Raw genomic sequence first — 17,691 nt, 5'->3', positions numbered from 1 at the left:
GTGTTGAAAAACGAAAAGCATTGATTCGTAGGTGGGTATATACGCAGCAGAAAGTTTTTTTGAATGAAGCTCAGCTTCTTCAGTTAAATCATGATTTTTTTGAATCAGACTCTGATAAAAATCCAGAATTAAATTTAAAGGTTGCTGTTCTCAGGCGGTACCGGGGTAATTTGTATTTGTGTTGCTCTGCGGATTTTGAACATCTCTCTAATGTGTTGTTACTGAGCGAAGGAGAGTATCCCTGGAGGGGAGGGTCTCTTAAAGTTGAGGCCAGTATTGGTGATGCTAGTTGTTTGAAAACATTAGATAAGCTCATGTGTGTGCCACGTAAAGAGGGCATGGTTTGTCGGCCTGTGGGGCGAGGAACAAAGTCGCTTAAAAAGCTTTTTCAAGAGGCTTCTATTCCCCCTTGGCAAAGAGAAAATTGGCCAGTTTGTATGATTGAAAATGAGATAGTCGCAATACCAGGAATATGCGTCTGTGAGGGGTGGAGTGTTTCATCTCCCAAATTGCCAGGATTCTCACTAAGATGGGAGCCTTTCTGATTGTCGCAAGCCCCTTTCTTTGCTACCCTGTAGCCCCATCTTTGGTTAGTTTTTTTTTCCTCACTTTCAGCTAAAACAGGTTCCACATGACGCGTTACATTTTCGTCACAGGTGGTGTCGTGTCCTCTTTGGGCAAAGGCATCGCATCCGCTTCGCTTGCAGCTATTTTGGAAGCGCGCGGCTTAAAAGTCACTATGTTGAAACTCGATCCTTACATTAATGTCGATCCTGGTACGATGAGCCCTTTCCAGCATGGGGAAGTGTTCGTTACGGAAGATGGAGCTGAGACGGATCTTGACCTTGGGCATTATGAACGTTTTATTCGTACCACTATGAATAAACGTAACAACTTTACGACAGGGCGTGTTTATCAACACGTACTTAATAAAGAGCGCCGTGGGGACTATCTAGGAGGTACCGTTCAGGTCATTCCTCATATTACCGATGAGATAAAGCGCCGTGTTGTTGAAGGTGCCGGTGATGTGGATGTTGCACTGGTCGAGATCGGTGGAACGGTTGGTGATATTGAATCTCAGCCTTTCTTAGAAGCGGTACGTCAACTTAAAGCTGAAGTTGGTTTTTCTCGTGCTATGTTTATGCACCTAACGCTGGTTCCTTATATTGCAACAGCCGGCGAGATTAAAACCAAGCCTTCGCAGCATTCAGTAAAAGAGTTGCGCTCTATTGGTATTCAGCCTGATATTTTGGTCTGTCGTTCAGAGAAGGCTATTCCTGATTCAGCACGCCGCAAACTATCGCTCTTCACTAACGTAGAAGAGCGCGCTGTTATATCAATGCCCGATGCTGAGACAATCTACGACATTCCTGAAATGCTCTGTAAGCAGGGGCTGGATGATATTGTGGTTGAGCGTTTTAATTTGGATGCTCCCGCCGCAGATCTTAGTGAGTGGCAAGCAGTAGCTGATGCTCATCTTCACCCAGAAGGTGAAGTTAAAATCGCTATGGTTGGTAAGTACATGGAACTACTGGATGCCTATAAGTCGCTTATCGAAGCGATTTCTCATGCGGGCATTCAGTTACGTAAAAAAGTACGTATTGAATATATAGATTCTGAGCGTGTTGAACGTGAAGGTGTCGAAATATTAAAAGATGCGGCTGCTATTCTAGTGCCCGGTGGGTTTGGTGAGCGTGGCGTTGAAGGCAAAATTACTGCAGTGCAGTATGCGCGTGAAAATAAAGTTCCTTATTTGGGGATCTGTCTTGGAATGCAAGTTGCTGTTATCGAGTTCGCGCGCCATGTAGCTAAGCTTGAAGGTGCTACTTCTACAGAGTTTGATAAAAATACTGAGCATCCAGTTATTGGTTTGATCACTGAGTGGACGACAGAAGAAGGTGATGTTGAAGTACGTACTGATGAAGCTGATTTAGGTGGAACTATGCGACTTGGAGCGCAAAAGTGTCATTTGAAAGAGGGTTCAACTGCGGCTCGGTCATATGACAGTACTGAGATTGTAGAGCGCCATAGACACCGTTTTGAAGTAAACAACAACTATGTAGCAGCTCTGGAAGATGCAGGGTTAATTATCTCGGGCCGTTCAGCAGACGGTGAGTTAGTTGAAGTTGTTGAAGTGCCTGAGCATCCTTGGTTTGTGGCATGCCAATTCCATCCTGAATTTACATCTTCACCACGTGATGGGCATGGACTTTTCACCGGATTTATTGAAGCAGCAATTACTGAACAGGCACGTCGCTAAGTAATAGAGCGTTCCGGGATTTATATCGTTTTAGGAAAATTGGAGATAAATAATGGCTCAGATTACTAATATCAAAGCACGCGAAGTACTAGATTCTCGTGGGAATCCTACAGTTGAAGCGGATGTTGTTTTAGCGTCAGGAGTGGTCGGATCTGCTTGTGCGCCATCGGGAGCATCTACGGGTTCGCGCGAAGCACTAGAATTACGCGATGGTGATAAATCTCGTTACCTCGGTAAAGGTGTATTGAAAGCGGTTGCTGCTGTTAATGGTGGAATTCGTGACGCATTAGTTGGAATGGATGCAACCGATCAGCGTGCACTAGATAACGCGATGTTAGCTTTGGATGGCACTGAGAATAAAGAAAATTTAGGCGCGAATGCTATTTTAGCGGTATCTCTAGCTGCAGCAAAAGCAGCAGCTGTTGAAAAAGGTATTCCACTTTACGCTCACATTGCTGAAATCAATGGAACTGCAGGCCAGTTTTCACTTCCAGTACCGATGATGAATATTATCAACGGTGGTGAGCATGCTGATAACAACGTAGATATTCAAGAATTTATGGTTCAACCAGTTAACTTTACTAAGTTTTCTGATGGCCTACGTTGCGGTGCTGAAATTTTTCATTCATTGAAAGCTGTACTAAAAGCAAAAGGTTTAAGCACATCTGTAGGCGATGAAGGTGGATTTGCTCCTGATTTGGCTTCAAATGAAGAAGCGCTGGTTGTTATCAAAGAAGCTATCTCAAATGCAGGCTATGAGTTAGGTAAAGATGTAACATTGGCGCTAGATTGCGCTGCATCAGAATTCTATAAAGATGGTAAGTACGACCTTTCAGGTGAAGGTAAAGTATTTGATGCTGAAGGTTTCAGTGACTACCTAGCTGAATTGACTGAAAACTATCCGATTGTTTCTGTTGAAGATGGTTTGGATGAGTCTGATTGGGATGGTTGGGCATATCTGACTAAAAAAATCGGCGACAAAGTTCAATTAGTCGGAGATGATCTTTTTGTTACTAACACTAAGATTTTAAGCCGTGGTATTGAGCAAAGCATTGGTAACTCTATCCTAATTAAGTTTAACCAAATTGGTTCATTGTCTGAAACATTAGACGCTATCAAAATGGCTAAGGATGCAGGATTTACTGTTGTGATCTCGCATCGTTCAGGTGAAACCGAAGATACCACTATTGCTGATCTCGCAGTGGGTACCGCTGCTGGGCAAATTAAAACGGGCTCATTGTGCCGCTCAGATCGCGTAGCTAAGTACAATCGCTTGTTGCGTATTGAAGAAGAGCTTGGTGAAAAAGCTGTGTATAACGGCCTTGCAGAAATCAAAGGTCAAGCATAGCGCTTGAACACCTTTAGAAGGGGGCTTAGGCCCCCTTTTTAGACTCTGAGGTAAGCTGTGTTCCGCTGGTTTATTGCATTACTACTTTTCATTCTTTTAGGGCTGCAATATCGACTCTGGTTTGGTGATTCCAATATTTTTCAAATATTAGAGTTGCAAGAGAAGATTTCTGTGCAGGCTGATGAGAACGAACGTCTGCAAATGAGAAATAGGCAGCTTGAAGCGGAAGTGACTGACTTGAAAAAAGGTCTCTCGGCCATTGAAGAACGTGCCCGCAGTGATCAAGGAATGGTACGTAAAGGGGAAACCTTTTATCAGCTTGTTGAACCACCTATAGAAGTTATTGAGAGATAATAATGGATTTGCCAACCCAGTACCGCTATCTGTATCACCCGCCAACGAGTCAAGCCGTTATTCGCCAGTTACCTGAAGATTTTCAGGTGGTAGAAATCCCTTCTTTTGTTGCAGAAGGTGAGGGGGAGCATGAATTTCTTCTTATTCGCAAAACTGGAGAGAACACTGATTGGGTAGCGAAGCTGTTAGCCAAGTTTTGCCAAGTTCCCATAAAAGATGTTGGTTATGCAGGTAAAAAAGATCGCCATGCAGTTACAGAGCAGTGGTTTAGCGTGCGTCTACCTATCACACGTAAAATAAACTGGACTCTCTTTGGTGGAGATTCGATTCACGTACTTGAATCAGTACGGCATCTTAGGAAGCTAAGGTTAGGTGCTTTATTGGGTAATCGCTTTACTATTCGTTTAAGAAATCTGACTGATGAAGCAGGGTTTATTAAGCGAATCGAAACCATAAAAGCGGGTGTGCCTAATTACTTTGGTGAGCAGCGTTTTGGTCATGAGGGTGGTAATTTAACCAAAGGATTAGCGCTAATCAATGGTGAATATAAAGAGCGTCAAAGGCATAAAAAAGGCTTATATATTTCTGCCGTTCGTTCTTGGCTATTTAATCATGTTGCTTCGGAGCGTATTGCCCAAGATTTATGGGATACCGTTTTGCCAGGTGACATGATGATGTTGAGTGGTTCACGTAGTCATTTTCTTGCTGAAACTGTTGATGAAAATTTACTTTCACGAATGAAAGAGCATGATATACATTTGAGTGGTCCTCTGTGGGGGCGTGGCTCAACATTAGTGAAGGATGAGGCTGCCGATTGGGAGGATGAGGTTATACGTCCTTGGGGAAGTGTGACAGAACGTCTTGAACATTTAGGTTTGCAGCAAGAACGCCGTGCGTTACGGTTAATCCCTGAAGGCTTAAAAGCAATTAAAGAGTCTGATGGGCAGTGGTTACTAAGCTTTTCGCTTCCTGCAGGTTCTTTTGCTACAAGCGTACTTAGAGAGCTATGTACACCTGTACCGGCTGGGGTAGAAGATAAATAACGATGAATATTCTGATATCAAATGACGACGGTGTTTTTGCTCCGGGCCTTGTTGCATTGGCGTCAGCTTTGTCTGAAGTGGCAGAAGTGCAGGTGGTTGCGCCAGATCGAAACCGCAGCGGCGCTAGTAATGCGTTAACATTGACGCGGCCTGTTGATGCTCACCGACATGAAAATAATGGCTTTGTTAGTTTAAATGGAACCCCGACTGATTGTGTGCATATGGGGGTCTCAGGTCTGTTTGGGCCGAAACCAGATATTGTTGTTTCTGGGATCAATGCAGGTGCTAACCTTGGTGATGATGTGATCTACTCAGGCACGGTTGCTGCTGCAATGGAGGGAAGAGCACTCGGGTTGCCACCGATTGCTATATCGCTCACAAGTCATGACCCTCAGTACTTCTCTACTGCTGCTGAAATTGCTAAAAATATTGTACAGAAAATTGATAAGCTCTCTCTGCCTGCACGTACAGTCTTAAATATAAATGTTCCTGACCTCCCGCTATCAGAAATTAAAGGTATCCATATTACTCGGTTGGGACATAGGGCCGCTGCTGGGAAACCAGAAGCTGTTGCTGACCCCAGAGGAAAAATACGTTATTGGGTTGCCGGCGCTGGTGATGCGATAGATAAAGAACCGGGAACCGACTTCTATGCCATCGAACATGGCTTTGTATCTATTACGCCTTTGCATATAGATATGACGTTATATTCAGGTATGGACAATTTGGGGGAATGGTTGGAGGACTTAGTGTGAATGATATTCGTCTTCAAGGCATTGGCATGACTTCGCGTAGAACACGCGAGCGGTTGATAAATCGACTCCGAGAACAGGGTATCTGTGATGAGCATGTGCTAAAGATCATACAAGAAACGCCTAGACACATTTTTATTGACGAAGCACTCTCACATCGTGCTTATGAAGACACCGCATTGCCAATAGGCTTCAATCAGACGATTTCTCAACCTTATATTGTCGCAAGGATGACAGAGGTTCTCTTGTCTAATAGTCCTTTGAAGAGGGTTCTTGAAATAGGAACGGGTTCTGGCTATCAAACATCAGTGCTGGCCCAGCTAGTGGAACAAGTGTTCTCGGTAGAACGAATCAAGCCGCTGCAAGATAAAGCAAAAGAGCGTATGCGCCAGATGGGTTTGAGAAACGTTCACTTGCAACATTCCGACGGCGGTATGGGGTGGCCTTCAAAAGCGCCTTTTGATGCTATTTTAGTGACCGCTGCTCCCGAGCAAGTGCCTGAAGACTTATTAATTCAGTTAGCTATTGGCGGGCATATCGTAATTCCTGTTGGTCAGGGACAGCAGCAGTTGAAATTAATAACACGTTGTAGTGAGACAGAATACGATACCCGTATTATTGAAAATGTAAATTTTGTGCCTTTGCTGGCTGGAACAATACGATAAGGAGAAGGATGTAGTGAGCCAGTCTCGTCAGCTACAGGATTATTTGATACTTGGACTAAAGGGCATCCTTATGGGCGCTGCAGATGCAGTTCCGGGTGTGTCAGGAGGTACTATTGCATTCATTACAGGAATTTATGAAGAGTTGATAGGCAGTATCAGACGATTTGATTTAGACGCAATAAAGCTCTTGTTTACTCAAGGTCCTGTCGCTGCTTGGCGGCACGTAAATGGAAGTTTTTTGTTGGTATTATTATTGGGAATAGGCGTGAGCTTAGGAACGCTCGCGCACGTCGTCCTCTTCATGTTATCTACTTATCCTATCATGCTGTGGTCATTCTTTTTCGGTCTTATTCTAGCATCCACATGGGTTATATCGCGTCACATTACTCATTGGGATTCAAATCACACAATACTTTTTTTGCTTGGCACGGTATTGGCGTACTTAATTACTAGCTTAGCTCCAACGGAAATTGAAGTAACAGCCCTCACTGTCTTTTTATCAGGAAGTGTTGCCATTTGTGCGATGATTTTGCCTGGGATATCAGGCTCATTTATCTTATTGTTATTGGGTATGTATGGGCCAGTTCTGCAAGCTATAAAGGACTTTGATTTATCCATTATAGGGCTATTTGCTGCAGGGTGTGGTGTAGGGTTGCTTAGTTTTTCAAGGCTTCTTAATTGGTTGTTTACCTCTTTTAGAATGCAAACATTAGCTGTGATGTCCGGATTTTTGCTGGGGTCTCTTAATAAAGTGTGGCCATGGAAATATACGACAGCTTACACATTGAATAGCCACGGTAAGCAGATACCCCTTGCTCAAGATAATGTTTTTCCTTTTGATTATGAGGCACTTACTGGTCAGGAGTCTTTTATGATGATATCTATTGCTTTGCTTTTGTTGGGCATGGTAATTGTCTTATGGATGGAAAGAGGTCAGTCAAAGAATCGATAATTTGTGGATATAAGATCTTATAAGAATAAGAACAGGTTACTTTTTCTTTTTCTAGCCAGCTTTCTGCTGATGCTGGAGGGCTGCTCTTCGGGCTATGCTCCGGTCAGCGATCGCTCTGTTACTCAGAACAACAAAGTAGAAGTCGTTAGATCCTCCCAGAGAGAGAAAGCCCCTTCTAGTTACCGAGTTAAAAGTGGTGATACGCTTTATTCAATAGCTTGGCGATATGGGTTGGATTATCGTCAACTTGCACGTGCTAATAATATCGGTAGAAATTTTAGAATAAATGCCGGTCAAAAATTACGGCTTCAAACGTCGAGTAATAAAAAACCTACTGGGTCAGTAGCTGTTTCCAAAGTTAAAAAGCAATCCATAAAAACTGACAAAGATGGTGTTGCTACAAATAGTAAAGCAACATCGGCAAAAAATGCTAATTCCCAAGTGTATCGAAAGCCTGTTAATAAACAGCCTTCAGTAAAGAAATACTCTACTGTTAAAAATCCAAAAAAAGTAACATGGCGCTGGCCGACGAACGGAAGAGTTATTAGTGGCTATTCCTCAAAAGGGAATGTCAATAAAGGGATTAATTTGGCAGGTAAGCGAGGAGAGGCGGTATATGCTGCCGCTTCGGGAAAAGTAGTATACGCCGGTAGTGGTTTATTAGGTTATGGGAACCTTATAATCATTAACCACAACCAAGAATATTTGAGCGCTTACGCTCATAACAGCTTAATTTTAGTAAAAGAGAACGAAAATGTTAATGTTGGAGCCAAAGTTGCCGAAATAGGTAATAGTGGCGCGACACGCATGATGCTTCATTTTGAAATTCGCAAGGATGGCAAACCAGTAAACCCGCTACAGTATCTACCGAAAAGGTAGGTTATAATAATATGATGGTGATGGATAGGTGATGACAGTGATGACGAGTCCCGATAAAAATGAGCAGAAAGGTGAAGAGCTATTACTCGATTTGAAAGATAATGATGAGAGTACAGTTGATGCTGAAGAACCCGAGTTCCTGAATAGCGGACGGGGACGAGGCAGTTTAGCTCATAAAGATTTAATTAATGCTAAGTCCTTAGATGCAACGCAGTTATATTTAAATGAGATTGGTTTTTCGCCGTTGTTAAGTGCAGAGGAAGAAGTTTACTTTTCTCGACTTGCTCTTAAAGGTGATATTAAAGCGCGTAAGCGAATGATTGAAAGTAATCTTCGTTTAGTTGTGAAGATATCTCGTCGATATATCAATCGTGGTTTAACTCTGCTTGATTTAATTGAAGAGGGTAACCTTGGATTGATTCGTGCTGTTGAAAAGTTTGATCCTGAGCGTGGCTTCAGGTTCTCTACCTATGCGACTTGGTGGATACGTCAAACGATTGAGCGTGCCATCATGAATCAGACACGTACTATTCGATTGCCGATTCATGTCGTAAAAGAGCTTAACGTGTACTTGCGTGCTGCAAGAGAGTTATCTCAAAAACTTGATCATGAGCCAACAGCAGAAGAAATTGCTGAGCTGGTCAGCAAGCCTGTTGATAAAGTTCAGAAGGTTCTGAGATTGAATGAGCGTGTAGCATCCATCGATATTCCAATGGGTGACTCTGATAAATCGGCTATTGAAACCATTGCTGATACACAAACATCTGATCCTGAAATTTTACTTCAAAACACCAATATCAGTGGGAATCTAGAAAAATGGCTAGATATGCTTCCCGACAAACATGCGGAAGTTCTATCAAGACGTTTCGGTTTACGTAACTATGAAATGAGCACGTTAGAAGAAGTGGGTACCGAGATCGGTTTAACCCGTGAGCGTGTTAGACAAATTCAAGTAGAAGCATTGCGTAAGTTACGTGAGATTGTTGAGAAAAATGGCCTTACCAGCGAAGATCTGCTGGTTTAGCTGTTATTTAATCAGGAGGGCAAGCTTATTCGGCTTGTCTTTCCATTCTTCCGCATCTTCAAGTGGTTCAATACGTTCTGTAATGTTGGGCCACTTTTCTGAAAGTTGTGCATTAATTTCTATAAAAATTTGTTGGCCTTCAGTCACATCATCATCTAAGAAAATAGCTTCAGCTGGGCATTCGGGTTCGCACAGACCGCAGTCAATACACTCATCTGGGTGGATAACCAGAAAGTTCTCCCCTTCGTAAAAGCAATCTACCGGGCAAACTTCTACACAGTCTGTGTATTTGCAGCGTATGCAGTTTTGCGTTACTACATAAGTCATTTTATACCTCCACGCTTAGTTGCCATTAGAGTTTACTTTTCAATGAATATAGCAGTTCTTGTGCTTGGCGTGGGGATAGATCATCTAGATCGGCGGTTTTTAATTGCTCAATAGCAGGATGAACTGTTGAGTTAAACATATCATCTTGCACGGGTGGTGGTGGGGCTGTACGGCTGTTTGATACAACGCTATCCATCTCGAGCTGAAACAGTTTTTGTTTAGCTTGAGCAATCACATGTGAAGGTACGCCGGCTAGTTGGGCAACCTGCAACCCATAACTTTGGCTTGCTGGTCCGTCATGGACTTCATGCATAAAGACAATAGTGTCTTGGTGTTCAAGTGCGGTTAAATGGACATTGAAAACACCTTCTTGTTGATCTGGTAAAGCAGTAAGCTCAAAATAGTGCGTAGCAAATAAAGTGAATGCTTTGATATGTTGCGCAAGAAACTCAGCAGAAGACCAGGCTAGTGATAAACCATCAAATGTGCTCGTGCCTCGACCTACTTCATCCATTAACACGAGGCTGCTTTGTGTTGCGTTGTGGAGTATGTTGGCTGTTTCTGTCATTTCAACCATAAAGGTAGATCGTCCACCGGCTAAATCATCAGACGAGCCCATTCGCGTGAAAATGCGATCCATTATGCCTATGTCCACATGTTCTGCGGGCACATAACTACCAATATGAGCCAGTAAGCTAATGAGAGCAGCCTGGCGCATAAACGTCGATTTACCCCCCATGTTCGGGCCGGTGATAATTAACATGCGACGCTCAGGGTCAAGTGACAGCTGATTGGCTACAAAAGGAGAGTCCAATACTGATTCAACAACAGGGTGACGACCCGCGACGATATTGAGTTGTGGCGTATCGTGTAAGTGTGGAGCGTTAAAGTTAAGCGTATCGGCTCGCTCTGCAAGATTATTAAGAGTATCTAACTCTGCTAGTGCTTGAGCGCAGTCTTGTAAGGCTGGAAGTTGCTCTGCCAGAGTAATGACCAGTGCTTCATAAAGCGCCTTTTCTCTGGCTAATGCGCGACTTTTAGCGCTGAGGGCTTTGTCTTCAAAACCTTTTAGTTCTGGAGTTATGAAACGTTCAGCATTTTTTAATGTTTGGCGGCGTATATAGTCTGCAGGAGCCCCATCTGATTGACCTTTACTGATTTCAATAAAGTAGCCGTGTACGCGGTTATAGCCAACTTTTAGAGTGGCGATACCTGTGCGTTCACGTTCTTGTTGCTCCAGTTTTATCAGGTAGTCGCCCGCGTTCTCGCTGATATTACGTAGCTCATCCAGCTCATCATCATAGCCTTGTGCAATAACCCCACCGTCACGAATGACAACAGGCGGATTGTCCAGTATTGCTTTTTGTAGCAGCTCTGCTTGTTCGGGAAACTCACTGATAGCGCTTGCTAAAGCGTTGATATGCTCGGCACGGCTTTCATCCGCAATAAAACTTTGTAGCTCAGGTAGTCTTTGTAAGGCATCTCTTAAGCGTTCAAGATCTCTGGGGCGAGCAGAACCCAAGCCTACGCGGGATAAAATGCGTTCGATATCCCCAATACCTTTAAGCGTTTCAGCTAAAGGTTCGTAGCGATAACCCTGCTGTAGCCATTGGATCGAATGTTGGCGCTGTAGTAGTACGTGTTTATCTCGCAGTGGCTGGTTTAACCAGCGACGTAATAAACGACTACCCATAGGAGTAGCCGTATTATCCATGACACTTAACAGCGTGTTTTCTCGCCCGCCTGCTAAGTTTTGATCAATCTCTAGATTACGACGAGTTGCCGCATCCAAAATAACAGTGTCTGAGCGTTGCTCAATCTGTAAGCGACGAATATGCGGTAAAGATGAGCGCTGTGTATCTTTAGCATACTGCAGAAGGCAGCCTGCTGCGCCGATAGCAATATGCATCTCGGCACAGCCGAAACCTTCGAGGTCTTGCGTGTTAAATTGCTGGCATAACAAGCGTTGTGATGTTTCTGGTTCAAAGTTCCAAGGCGCTTGAGGACGAATACCTTTACGCCCTTTGAGGAGTAGGTCAAGGTTGCTGTCGTCGTTATACAGAACTTCTGCAGGCTTTAGGCGCTCTAATTCGGCTAATAATGAGTCGTCATCATCAAGCTCCATTAAGCTAAAGCGGCCGGTGCTGATATCGACTAACGAAACGCCATAACGCGACTGTGAAGAGTAGATTGCCAGTAATATATTGTCGCGGGACTCATCTAAGAAAGCTTCGTCACTTAAGGTGCCTGGTGTGACGATACGCGCAACTTTGCGTTCCATTGGTCCTTTGCTAGCGCCAGGGTCGCCGAATTGTTCACAGATGACAACAGACTCGCCAGCTCTAACAATTTTTGCAATATAGCCTTCTGCCGCATGATAAGGAAGGCCCGCCATAGGAATAGGATTGCCGCCAGACTTGCCTCGTGCTGTGAGAGAGATATTAAGTAAAGCTGACGCCCGTTTAGCATCATCATAAAATAGTTCGTAAAAATCTCCCATCCGATAAAAAACAAGCTCATCAGGATGCTCAGCTTTGATCTTAAAGTACTGCTGCATCATGGGTGTGTGTTCAGGCTTAGCTGTTTTGGATGTACTAGTTTTTTTACTCATTATGATTCTGTATTAGTGATGTTCAATGTGACAATAAGCCGCTCTTTAAACAGCGGCAGTTAGGTTGCGTATAGCACTTATGAGATAAGGTGTGCTTAGATGATCAATTACGCGTTTCAAACCAGTCGTGCAGATTAACAAATCAGCTCGAAAATCGCTATCAGTATGGGCCATCGATGTAATGAAGTCTGGTGCTTAGAGAGATAAAATGCCGGTGTGAGGGAAATACCATTCTTATTATTAAACAGCCGGCTTCTAGGAAATACTGTAGGTGTCGCTTACATATGAGTTTTATGTGGTTTAATGTTTTCAAGCAAGAGTAGGGCAGCAAACCCACTTAACTTGCGAATGCTTAAATATAGATCTATATCTATATCTTGGTAGAAATAATTGATTAGTCGTAAGTTACTCAATTTCTTTGTTATTGCGTCTATTTCATTAAGCCGTAGAATGCGTTTTTAAGTTCAATATGATTCGCATGTAACATGCTGATTAGTCAGTGTAAGTTGCAAGGGGGGTTAGCACTATTCTTTCAGTATGTGTCCCCAGTCTTTAAGATAAAAATGTAGATCGAAAGCGATAGTCATGATTAATCAAAATATTAATAACTTAATAGCGAGAAAAGGCTGTAAACAGAGTTATATAAATTGTGATGAAAGCGAGAATGAGAAGCAGCTGTTTGAGAAATAATAGATAAATATAAAAATAATCGAGGGCAATTCGGAAAATTTTATTTTTAAAGAATTAAGCCAGATATATACCCAGTTAGCTATGCACTGTAATAGAAACCTAGATGCTGAGAGTTAAAAGATAATGTCTGTAGTTTTTCATAATATGTGGCACCAAAAAGTTATTGTGTATTTTTTATTAGTGTTTATCTCATTTTGGGCCAGTATTTCTAATGCTACAACAGCTTATGTCGTTACCGGTGGGCACTCAGGGAATCAAATTTACACAGGTTCTTTGGGGATGGATTTTGATGTGGTTAGCCCGATAACGATCACGGATTTGGGTGCATTTGATGATGGTAGTAATGGCCTTTTTCGCACTATTACCGTACGAGTTTTTGACCGAGAAAATTCAGCTACTCCTCTAGCAGAGCTGGTTTTTTCGCAAGGCTCACCTGGCACGCTTGAGGGAGGGAGCAGGATCAAGCCCTTGCCATCCCCGCTAAACTTAGCGGCAGGATTTAAAGGTAGCATTGTTGCTATTGGGTACGGTGCTGGGGAGTTAAATCATGATTTAGGAGGTGGGTCTAACGCTGCGATGACAACCGATGATGGTGGCGGACTCATCACGTTTGGTGGCAGCGGCCGATTTGGGTTAGGTGATAATTTTCCAGCCACTGTCGATGGAGGCCCGGTAAACCGTTACGGGGCAGGTACATTTAAATTCGACGCGACAGCCCCTCCTTCGCCTTTGGCAGAATATCGGTTCGAAGAGTTGAGCTGGAATGGTACGGCTGGTGAAGTGATTGATAGTAGTGGCAATGGCTATCATGGGCGAATGAATCATAATTCAGTCCCAGAGAAAACATTGTCAGCATTGTCAGGAAATCCGGGTACCTGCGGCTATGCGAGCCAAAATGATGGTGCTATAGAGGTCAAAGGCCTACCGTTGGACACGTTAACCAATGGTGTGAAAACCACTGTCACTTTCTGGATGAATTGGGATGGAACTAACAGTGCAATGCCCATTGGCTGGGACACTCATGATATTTGGCTTGTTAGTAATTTTATAGGTTTTAACACGGGAAATGGTGATGTGTATGGTACCTCTAGTGCAGGGCTAGCCAATGGTTGGCATCATATCGCCGTCGAGTTTACCAATGGTAATGTCACCAGCAATCGAATGCACATCGATGGTGTAGAGCAGGTGCTCACGCAGCGTCAAAGCTCACCGAACAACAGCCGGGCCATTGTTGACAGTGAGTTGCGTATAGGTGGCTGGTCGCGCAGCAGTGGCTATGACTTTCACGGGCTGATGGATGAGGTTCGTGTCTATCAGGGGACTTTAACGACGCCTCAGGTGAGTACTATCATGACAGAAAGACACCCTTGCGCTTTCTCTCCGATACGCGAATACCGTTTCGATGAGTTGGAATGGGTTGGCTTGCCCAATGAGGTAATAGACAGTACGGGAAGCAGCAGTCATGGAACAGCGCTTGGAGGCATTATGACAGCCCCAGGAAAAGTTTGCCATGCAGCGGTTATCCCAAGCAATACCAGCGCATCGACATATGAAGCTGTTGACACAGAAACTGACCTTGATGCTGTTATTGGTTCAAGTGGGACCATCAGTTTATGGTACAAGGGCGGCACTGCCTGGAATTCAGGGTCTGATAAAAGACTGTTTGATGCCACTGATGGTAACAAATACTTCTTTGCGGAAATCAAGTCTGATGGCCGGATTAAATTTTGGTTTGAAGACGGCAATGATGGCGACTATCAGAAAACAACTGTTAGTGCATTTGCAGTGGGTGCTGGGGTATGGAAACACCTGACGTTTGTTTGGGATGTTGGTAGTGGCACAGCCAAAATTTTTGTTGATGGTGTGGAGCAGAGTCTTTCAGGCGGAAGCGGGGGAACCATCGCATTTACCGGCTACGATACACTTTATTTCGGTGACAATCGGGATGCATCTTATTATACGGGTCAGTCATCTGCTGGTGGGCTCATCGATGAGGCATTGGTATTTGATTCCGTATTGACATTAACTCAGATTCAAGCAATTTTTACTAACCAGAATGCGGGTAATAACTACGACGGTAGTCCTCGTACTTGTCCCACCCCTGTCGTATTACTTGCAGAGTATCGCTTCGAGGAGGAGAGTTGGAATGGCTCTGCAGGTGAAGTTCTTGACAGTTCAGGCAATGGATATCATGGCCGGGTTAACAATAATTCCACACCTGAAACGGACTCTCCGGCTTTATCAGGCAACCCTGGTACCTGTGGCTATGCCAGTCAAAATGATGGATCAATACAAGTAACAGGGTTGCCATTAGATACGTCAACCAGTGGGGTGAAAACAACGGTTACCTTTTGGATGAACTGGGACGGGACTAATAGTGCAATGCCCATCGGTTGGTATATTCACGATGTCTGGATTGTTAGTGGTTCGATAGGGTTCAATACGGGAAGTGGTGATGTGTACGGTACTTCAAGTGCTGGGTTAGCCAATGGTTGGCACCATATTGCTGTCGAGTTCACAAACGGTAGTGTTACCAGTAACCGAATACACATAGACGGTATCGAGCGGGTGCTCTCTCAACGCAACAACACGCCAAACAACAGTCGAGCTTTTGTGAATAGTGAGCTGCGCATAGGAGGCTGGTCAGCTAATGCTGGTTATGATTTTCACGGACTGATGGATGAGGTCCGTGTATATCAAGGTGCCTTATCAACTGCTCAGGTAGTAACGGTTATGGGTGAGCGGTATCCTTGTGATCCGGCTATTCATCATTATGAAATTAGTCACGATGGAGAAGGGTTAACCTGTGACACTGAACTCGTCACGATTAAAGCATGCACTGATGAAAGCTGCACAAGTGCAAGTTTAAGTACGGAGTCAGTGACGCTTGATTTTCTTGCTGGTGGTGTGGTTACTAGTTCGCCTACCTTTACGGGTAGTGTCACCGTTGGCTTTAATCATACGGTTGCTGAGACGCTGGCATTTTCAGTCGCCAATGCCTCACTTATAGCGTCCGATTCTTTAGTCTGTGACGATAGCAGTGGTCATTCTTGTGAAATCACGTTCACTGAAGCTGGTTTTAGGTTTCTCTATGGTGCTGGTAATAGCACGACTTTGCCCAATCAAACATCGGGTTCCGTATTCGCAGATGTGTTAAAGATTCAGGCAGTGAAAGATACGAATGGTGTCTGCACTGGTTTGTTTGCCGGCGATAATAATGTGGATTTATCGCAGGAAAATGTCGATCCAGGTGGCTCCAGCGGACTCAGTTTTAGTGTTGATAGTGATAATATTGCGAAACACTCGAGTGCTACGAGTACTACCTTAAACTTTGGTGCTGACAGTATCGCAACAATACCAGCGCCGATATATCACGATGCTGGAAATATTCGTTTACATGCTAACTATGATGTGGCTGGCGTGGCATTGTCAGGTAGCAGTAATGCGTTCTGGGTAAGTCCAGCGGAGCTCGTTATAAGTGCAACATCAGGAGCAATGAACTTAAATGGCGCCACGGCGACGGCAGGCACAACTTATGCCGCAGGAGAGAATTTTAATCTCACCGTGTCTGCTTATAATGCGGCCACTCCTTCCGTTGTCACGCCAAACTATTCTCCTGGGAAAATACAGTTGAGGTTGGAGCGTACGGGGCCGACATTGAGTAGTAGTGTCGATGGTAGCCTAATGTATGCTGCTGCGACAGCCCTGGTAAGCAGTATCAGCCCTGTATTCCAGAATGTTGCGCTTAGTAACTTTGCTTCGGGGGTGTCTACTTATAATGCTGCGCAATATTCAGAAGTGGGTTTACTGAACCTAGATGTTCAAGACAGTAATTATGGTAATGCTAGTATTGCCATTCCGGCTACTGCGATTAACATGGGACGTTTTACACCTGAGCATTTTAAACAAACCGTCGTTCAGCACGGTCTTTTACATACAGCATGCGGCACGAGAACGTCGTTTGCTGCCTATACCGGTCAAAAAGACGAAACCACGAGCAGTAGGGGGGCTATTTCATATTTAGCCAATCCAATATTGGCTATTACTGCCTATAATAAGCAAGGCAATATTACTCAAAACTATTATGAGGACAGTGACGGTAGCGTTAATGATTATATGAAACTCTACGGTACAGATATTGGTATTGCTGTGCCTACATCAGATCAAGTGGCGACAGGCGTAAATAGCAACATTCTTCCCTTAACTGCCAATATGAATACGGGGGTTTTGAGCCAAAATGATCTGACCGCGTTGCCTAGTGTTGTTGCGTTGCCAAAAGGGGTACTGCATTACCAATTATCAGGCAATGATAACTTTTACTATAACCGTTCGGCTAACGCGCTAGTGGGGCCATTTACATCTGATATTGATTTCTCAGTCGCAGCTATCGCTGATACAGACACTGTTAACGTAACAACGACAGTTGATGCATCGCCAGCAGGTGTAGAAATTCGATTTGGCCGATTAGTGTTGGATAACAGCTTTGGGCCTGAAACAGTAAACCTCCCACAACCGATGCGACTTGAGCATTTTGATGGCTCTGCCTTCACAGTAAGCTCAGATAATAGCTGTACTAGTTATGATGCAAGTAAAATCACACTTTCTAATATGGGGGTAGATCCGGCATTGACCAGTGTGCTGGGAGGAGCAGGCAACTTCCTTTCTGGTAAAACGCAAGCGATTGAATTGCAAGCTCCAGGTGTTGGAAATCAAGGGCAAATAGGTGTGATATATGAGGCCTATGATTGGTTAAAACATGATTGGGATAATGATGGGTCGTATGATG

Annotated in this window: 13 protein-coding genes; 11 read left to right on the top strand and 2 right to left on the bottom strand. The window is 43.9% G+C overall.

Annotated elements, in window-relative coordinates; translation table 11 throughout:
- The 10 genes from tilS to rpoS all read left to right on the top strand — a co-directional run.
- Positions 1-545: tRNA lysidine(34) synthetase TilS (gene tilS / locus QZZ55_RS01095; protein WP_293264421.1), on the top strand; the 545-nt coding region annotated here is incomplete at its 5' end.
- Between the two features lie 86 nt (positions 546-631).
- Positions 632-2,260: a CTP synthase gene (locus QZZ55_RS01090; RefSeq protein WP_293264419.1), complete on the top strand. Its 1,629-nt coding sequence runs from the start codon at positions 632-634 to the stop codon at positions 2,258-2,260.
- Between the two features lie 52 nt (positions 2,261-2,312).
- On the top strand, positions 2,313-3,608 hold the full coding sequence (gene eno / locus QZZ55_RS01085; protein ID WP_293264417.1) for a phosphopyruvate hydratase: 1,296 nt from the start codon (positions 2,313-2,315) through the stop codon (positions 3,606-3,608).
- 57 nt (positions 3,609-3,665) lie between these two features.
- Positions 3,666-3,962 carry a cell division protein FtsB gene (gene ftsB / locus QZZ55_RS01080; RefSeq protein WP_293264415.1) on the top strand — a complete coding sequence of 99 codons (297 nt, stop codon included), beginning with the start codon at positions 3,666-3,668 and terminating at the stop codon, positions 3,960-3,962.
- 2 nt (positions 3,963-3,964) lie between these two features.
- Positions 3,965-5,005: a tRNA pseudouridine(13) synthase TruD gene (locus tag QZZ55_RS01075; RefSeq protein ID WP_293264413.1), complete on the top strand. Its 1,041-nt coding sequence runs from the start codon at positions 3,965-3,967 to the stop codon at positions 5,003-5,005.
- Between the two features lie 2 nt (positions 5,006-5,007).
- Complete coding sequence (gene surE, locus QZZ55_RS01070; RefSeq protein ID WP_293264411.1) at positions 5,008-5,760, top strand: 5'/3'-nucleotidase SurE; 753 nt, start codon at positions 5,008-5,010, stop codon at positions 5,758-5,760.
- A gap of 26 nt (positions 5,761-5,786) precedes the next feature.
- Positions 5,787-6,422, top strand: a complete 636-nt coding sequence (locus tag QZZ55_RS01065) for a protein-L-isoaspartate(D-aspartate) O-methyltransferase (protein ID WP_293264680.1) — start codon at positions 5,787-5,789, stop codon at positions 6,420-6,422.
- Between the two features lie 13 nt (positions 6,423-6,435).
- Positions 6,436-7,374 (top strand): DUF368 domain-containing protein, encoded by a 939-nt coding sequence (locus tag QZZ55_RS01060; protein ID WP_293264409.1) that lies wholly within the window; start codon positions 6,436-6,438, stop codon positions 7,372-7,374.
- 3 nt (positions 7,375-7,377) lie between these two features.
- On the top strand, positions 7,378-8,253 hold the full coding sequence (locus QZZ55_RS01055; RefSeq protein WP_293264407.1) for a peptidoglycan DD-metalloendopeptidase family protein: 876 nt from the start codon (positions 7,378-7,380) through the stop codon (positions 8,251-8,253).
- Positions 8,254-8,293: 40 nt separating this feature from the next.
- Positions 8,294-9,277 carry an RNA polymerase sigma factor RpoS gene (gene rpoS, locus QZZ55_RS01050; RefSeq protein WP_293264405.1) on the top strand — a complete coding sequence of 328 codons (984 nt, stop codon included), beginning with the start codon at positions 8,294-8,296 and terminating at the stop codon, positions 9,275-9,277.
- Between the two features lie 3 nt (positions 9,278-9,280).
- Here the strand turns inward: rpoS and fdxA are convergent, their stop codons facing one another.
- Both fdxA and mutS read right to left on the bottom strand, forming a co-directional pair.
- Positions 9,281-9,604 carry a ferredoxin FdxA gene (fdxA, locus tag QZZ55_RS01045; protein ID WP_293264403.1) on the bottom strand — a complete coding sequence of 108 codons (324 nt, stop codon included), beginning with the start codon at positions 9,602-9,604 and terminating at the stop codon, positions 9,281-9,283.
- Between the two features lie 25 nt (positions 9,605-9,629).
- On the bottom strand, positions 9,630-12,215 hold the full coding sequence (gene mutS / locus QZZ55_RS01040) for a DNA mismatch repair protein MutS (protein ID WP_293264401.1): 2,586 nt from the start codon (positions 12,213-12,215) through the stop codon (positions 9,630-9,632).
- An 813-nt stretch (positions 12,216-13,028) separates the two neighbouring features.
- Between mutS and QZZ55_RS01035 the strand changes: the two genes are divergently transcribed.
- Positions 13,029-17,691, top strand: a 4,663-nt coding sequence (locus QZZ55_RS01035) for a DUF6701 domain-containing protein (protein WP_293264399.1), incomplete at its 3' end; no start/stop codon positions are given.

Origin of the sequence: Neptunomonas sp., assembly GCF_016744175.1 — a bacterium.
Lineage (GTDB): Bacteria > Pseudomonadota > Gammaproteobacteria > Pseudomonadales > Balneatricaceae > Neptunomonas.
Note: the sequence above shows the minus strand (reverse complement) of the source record. Positions and strands in the feature narration are given on the sequence as shown.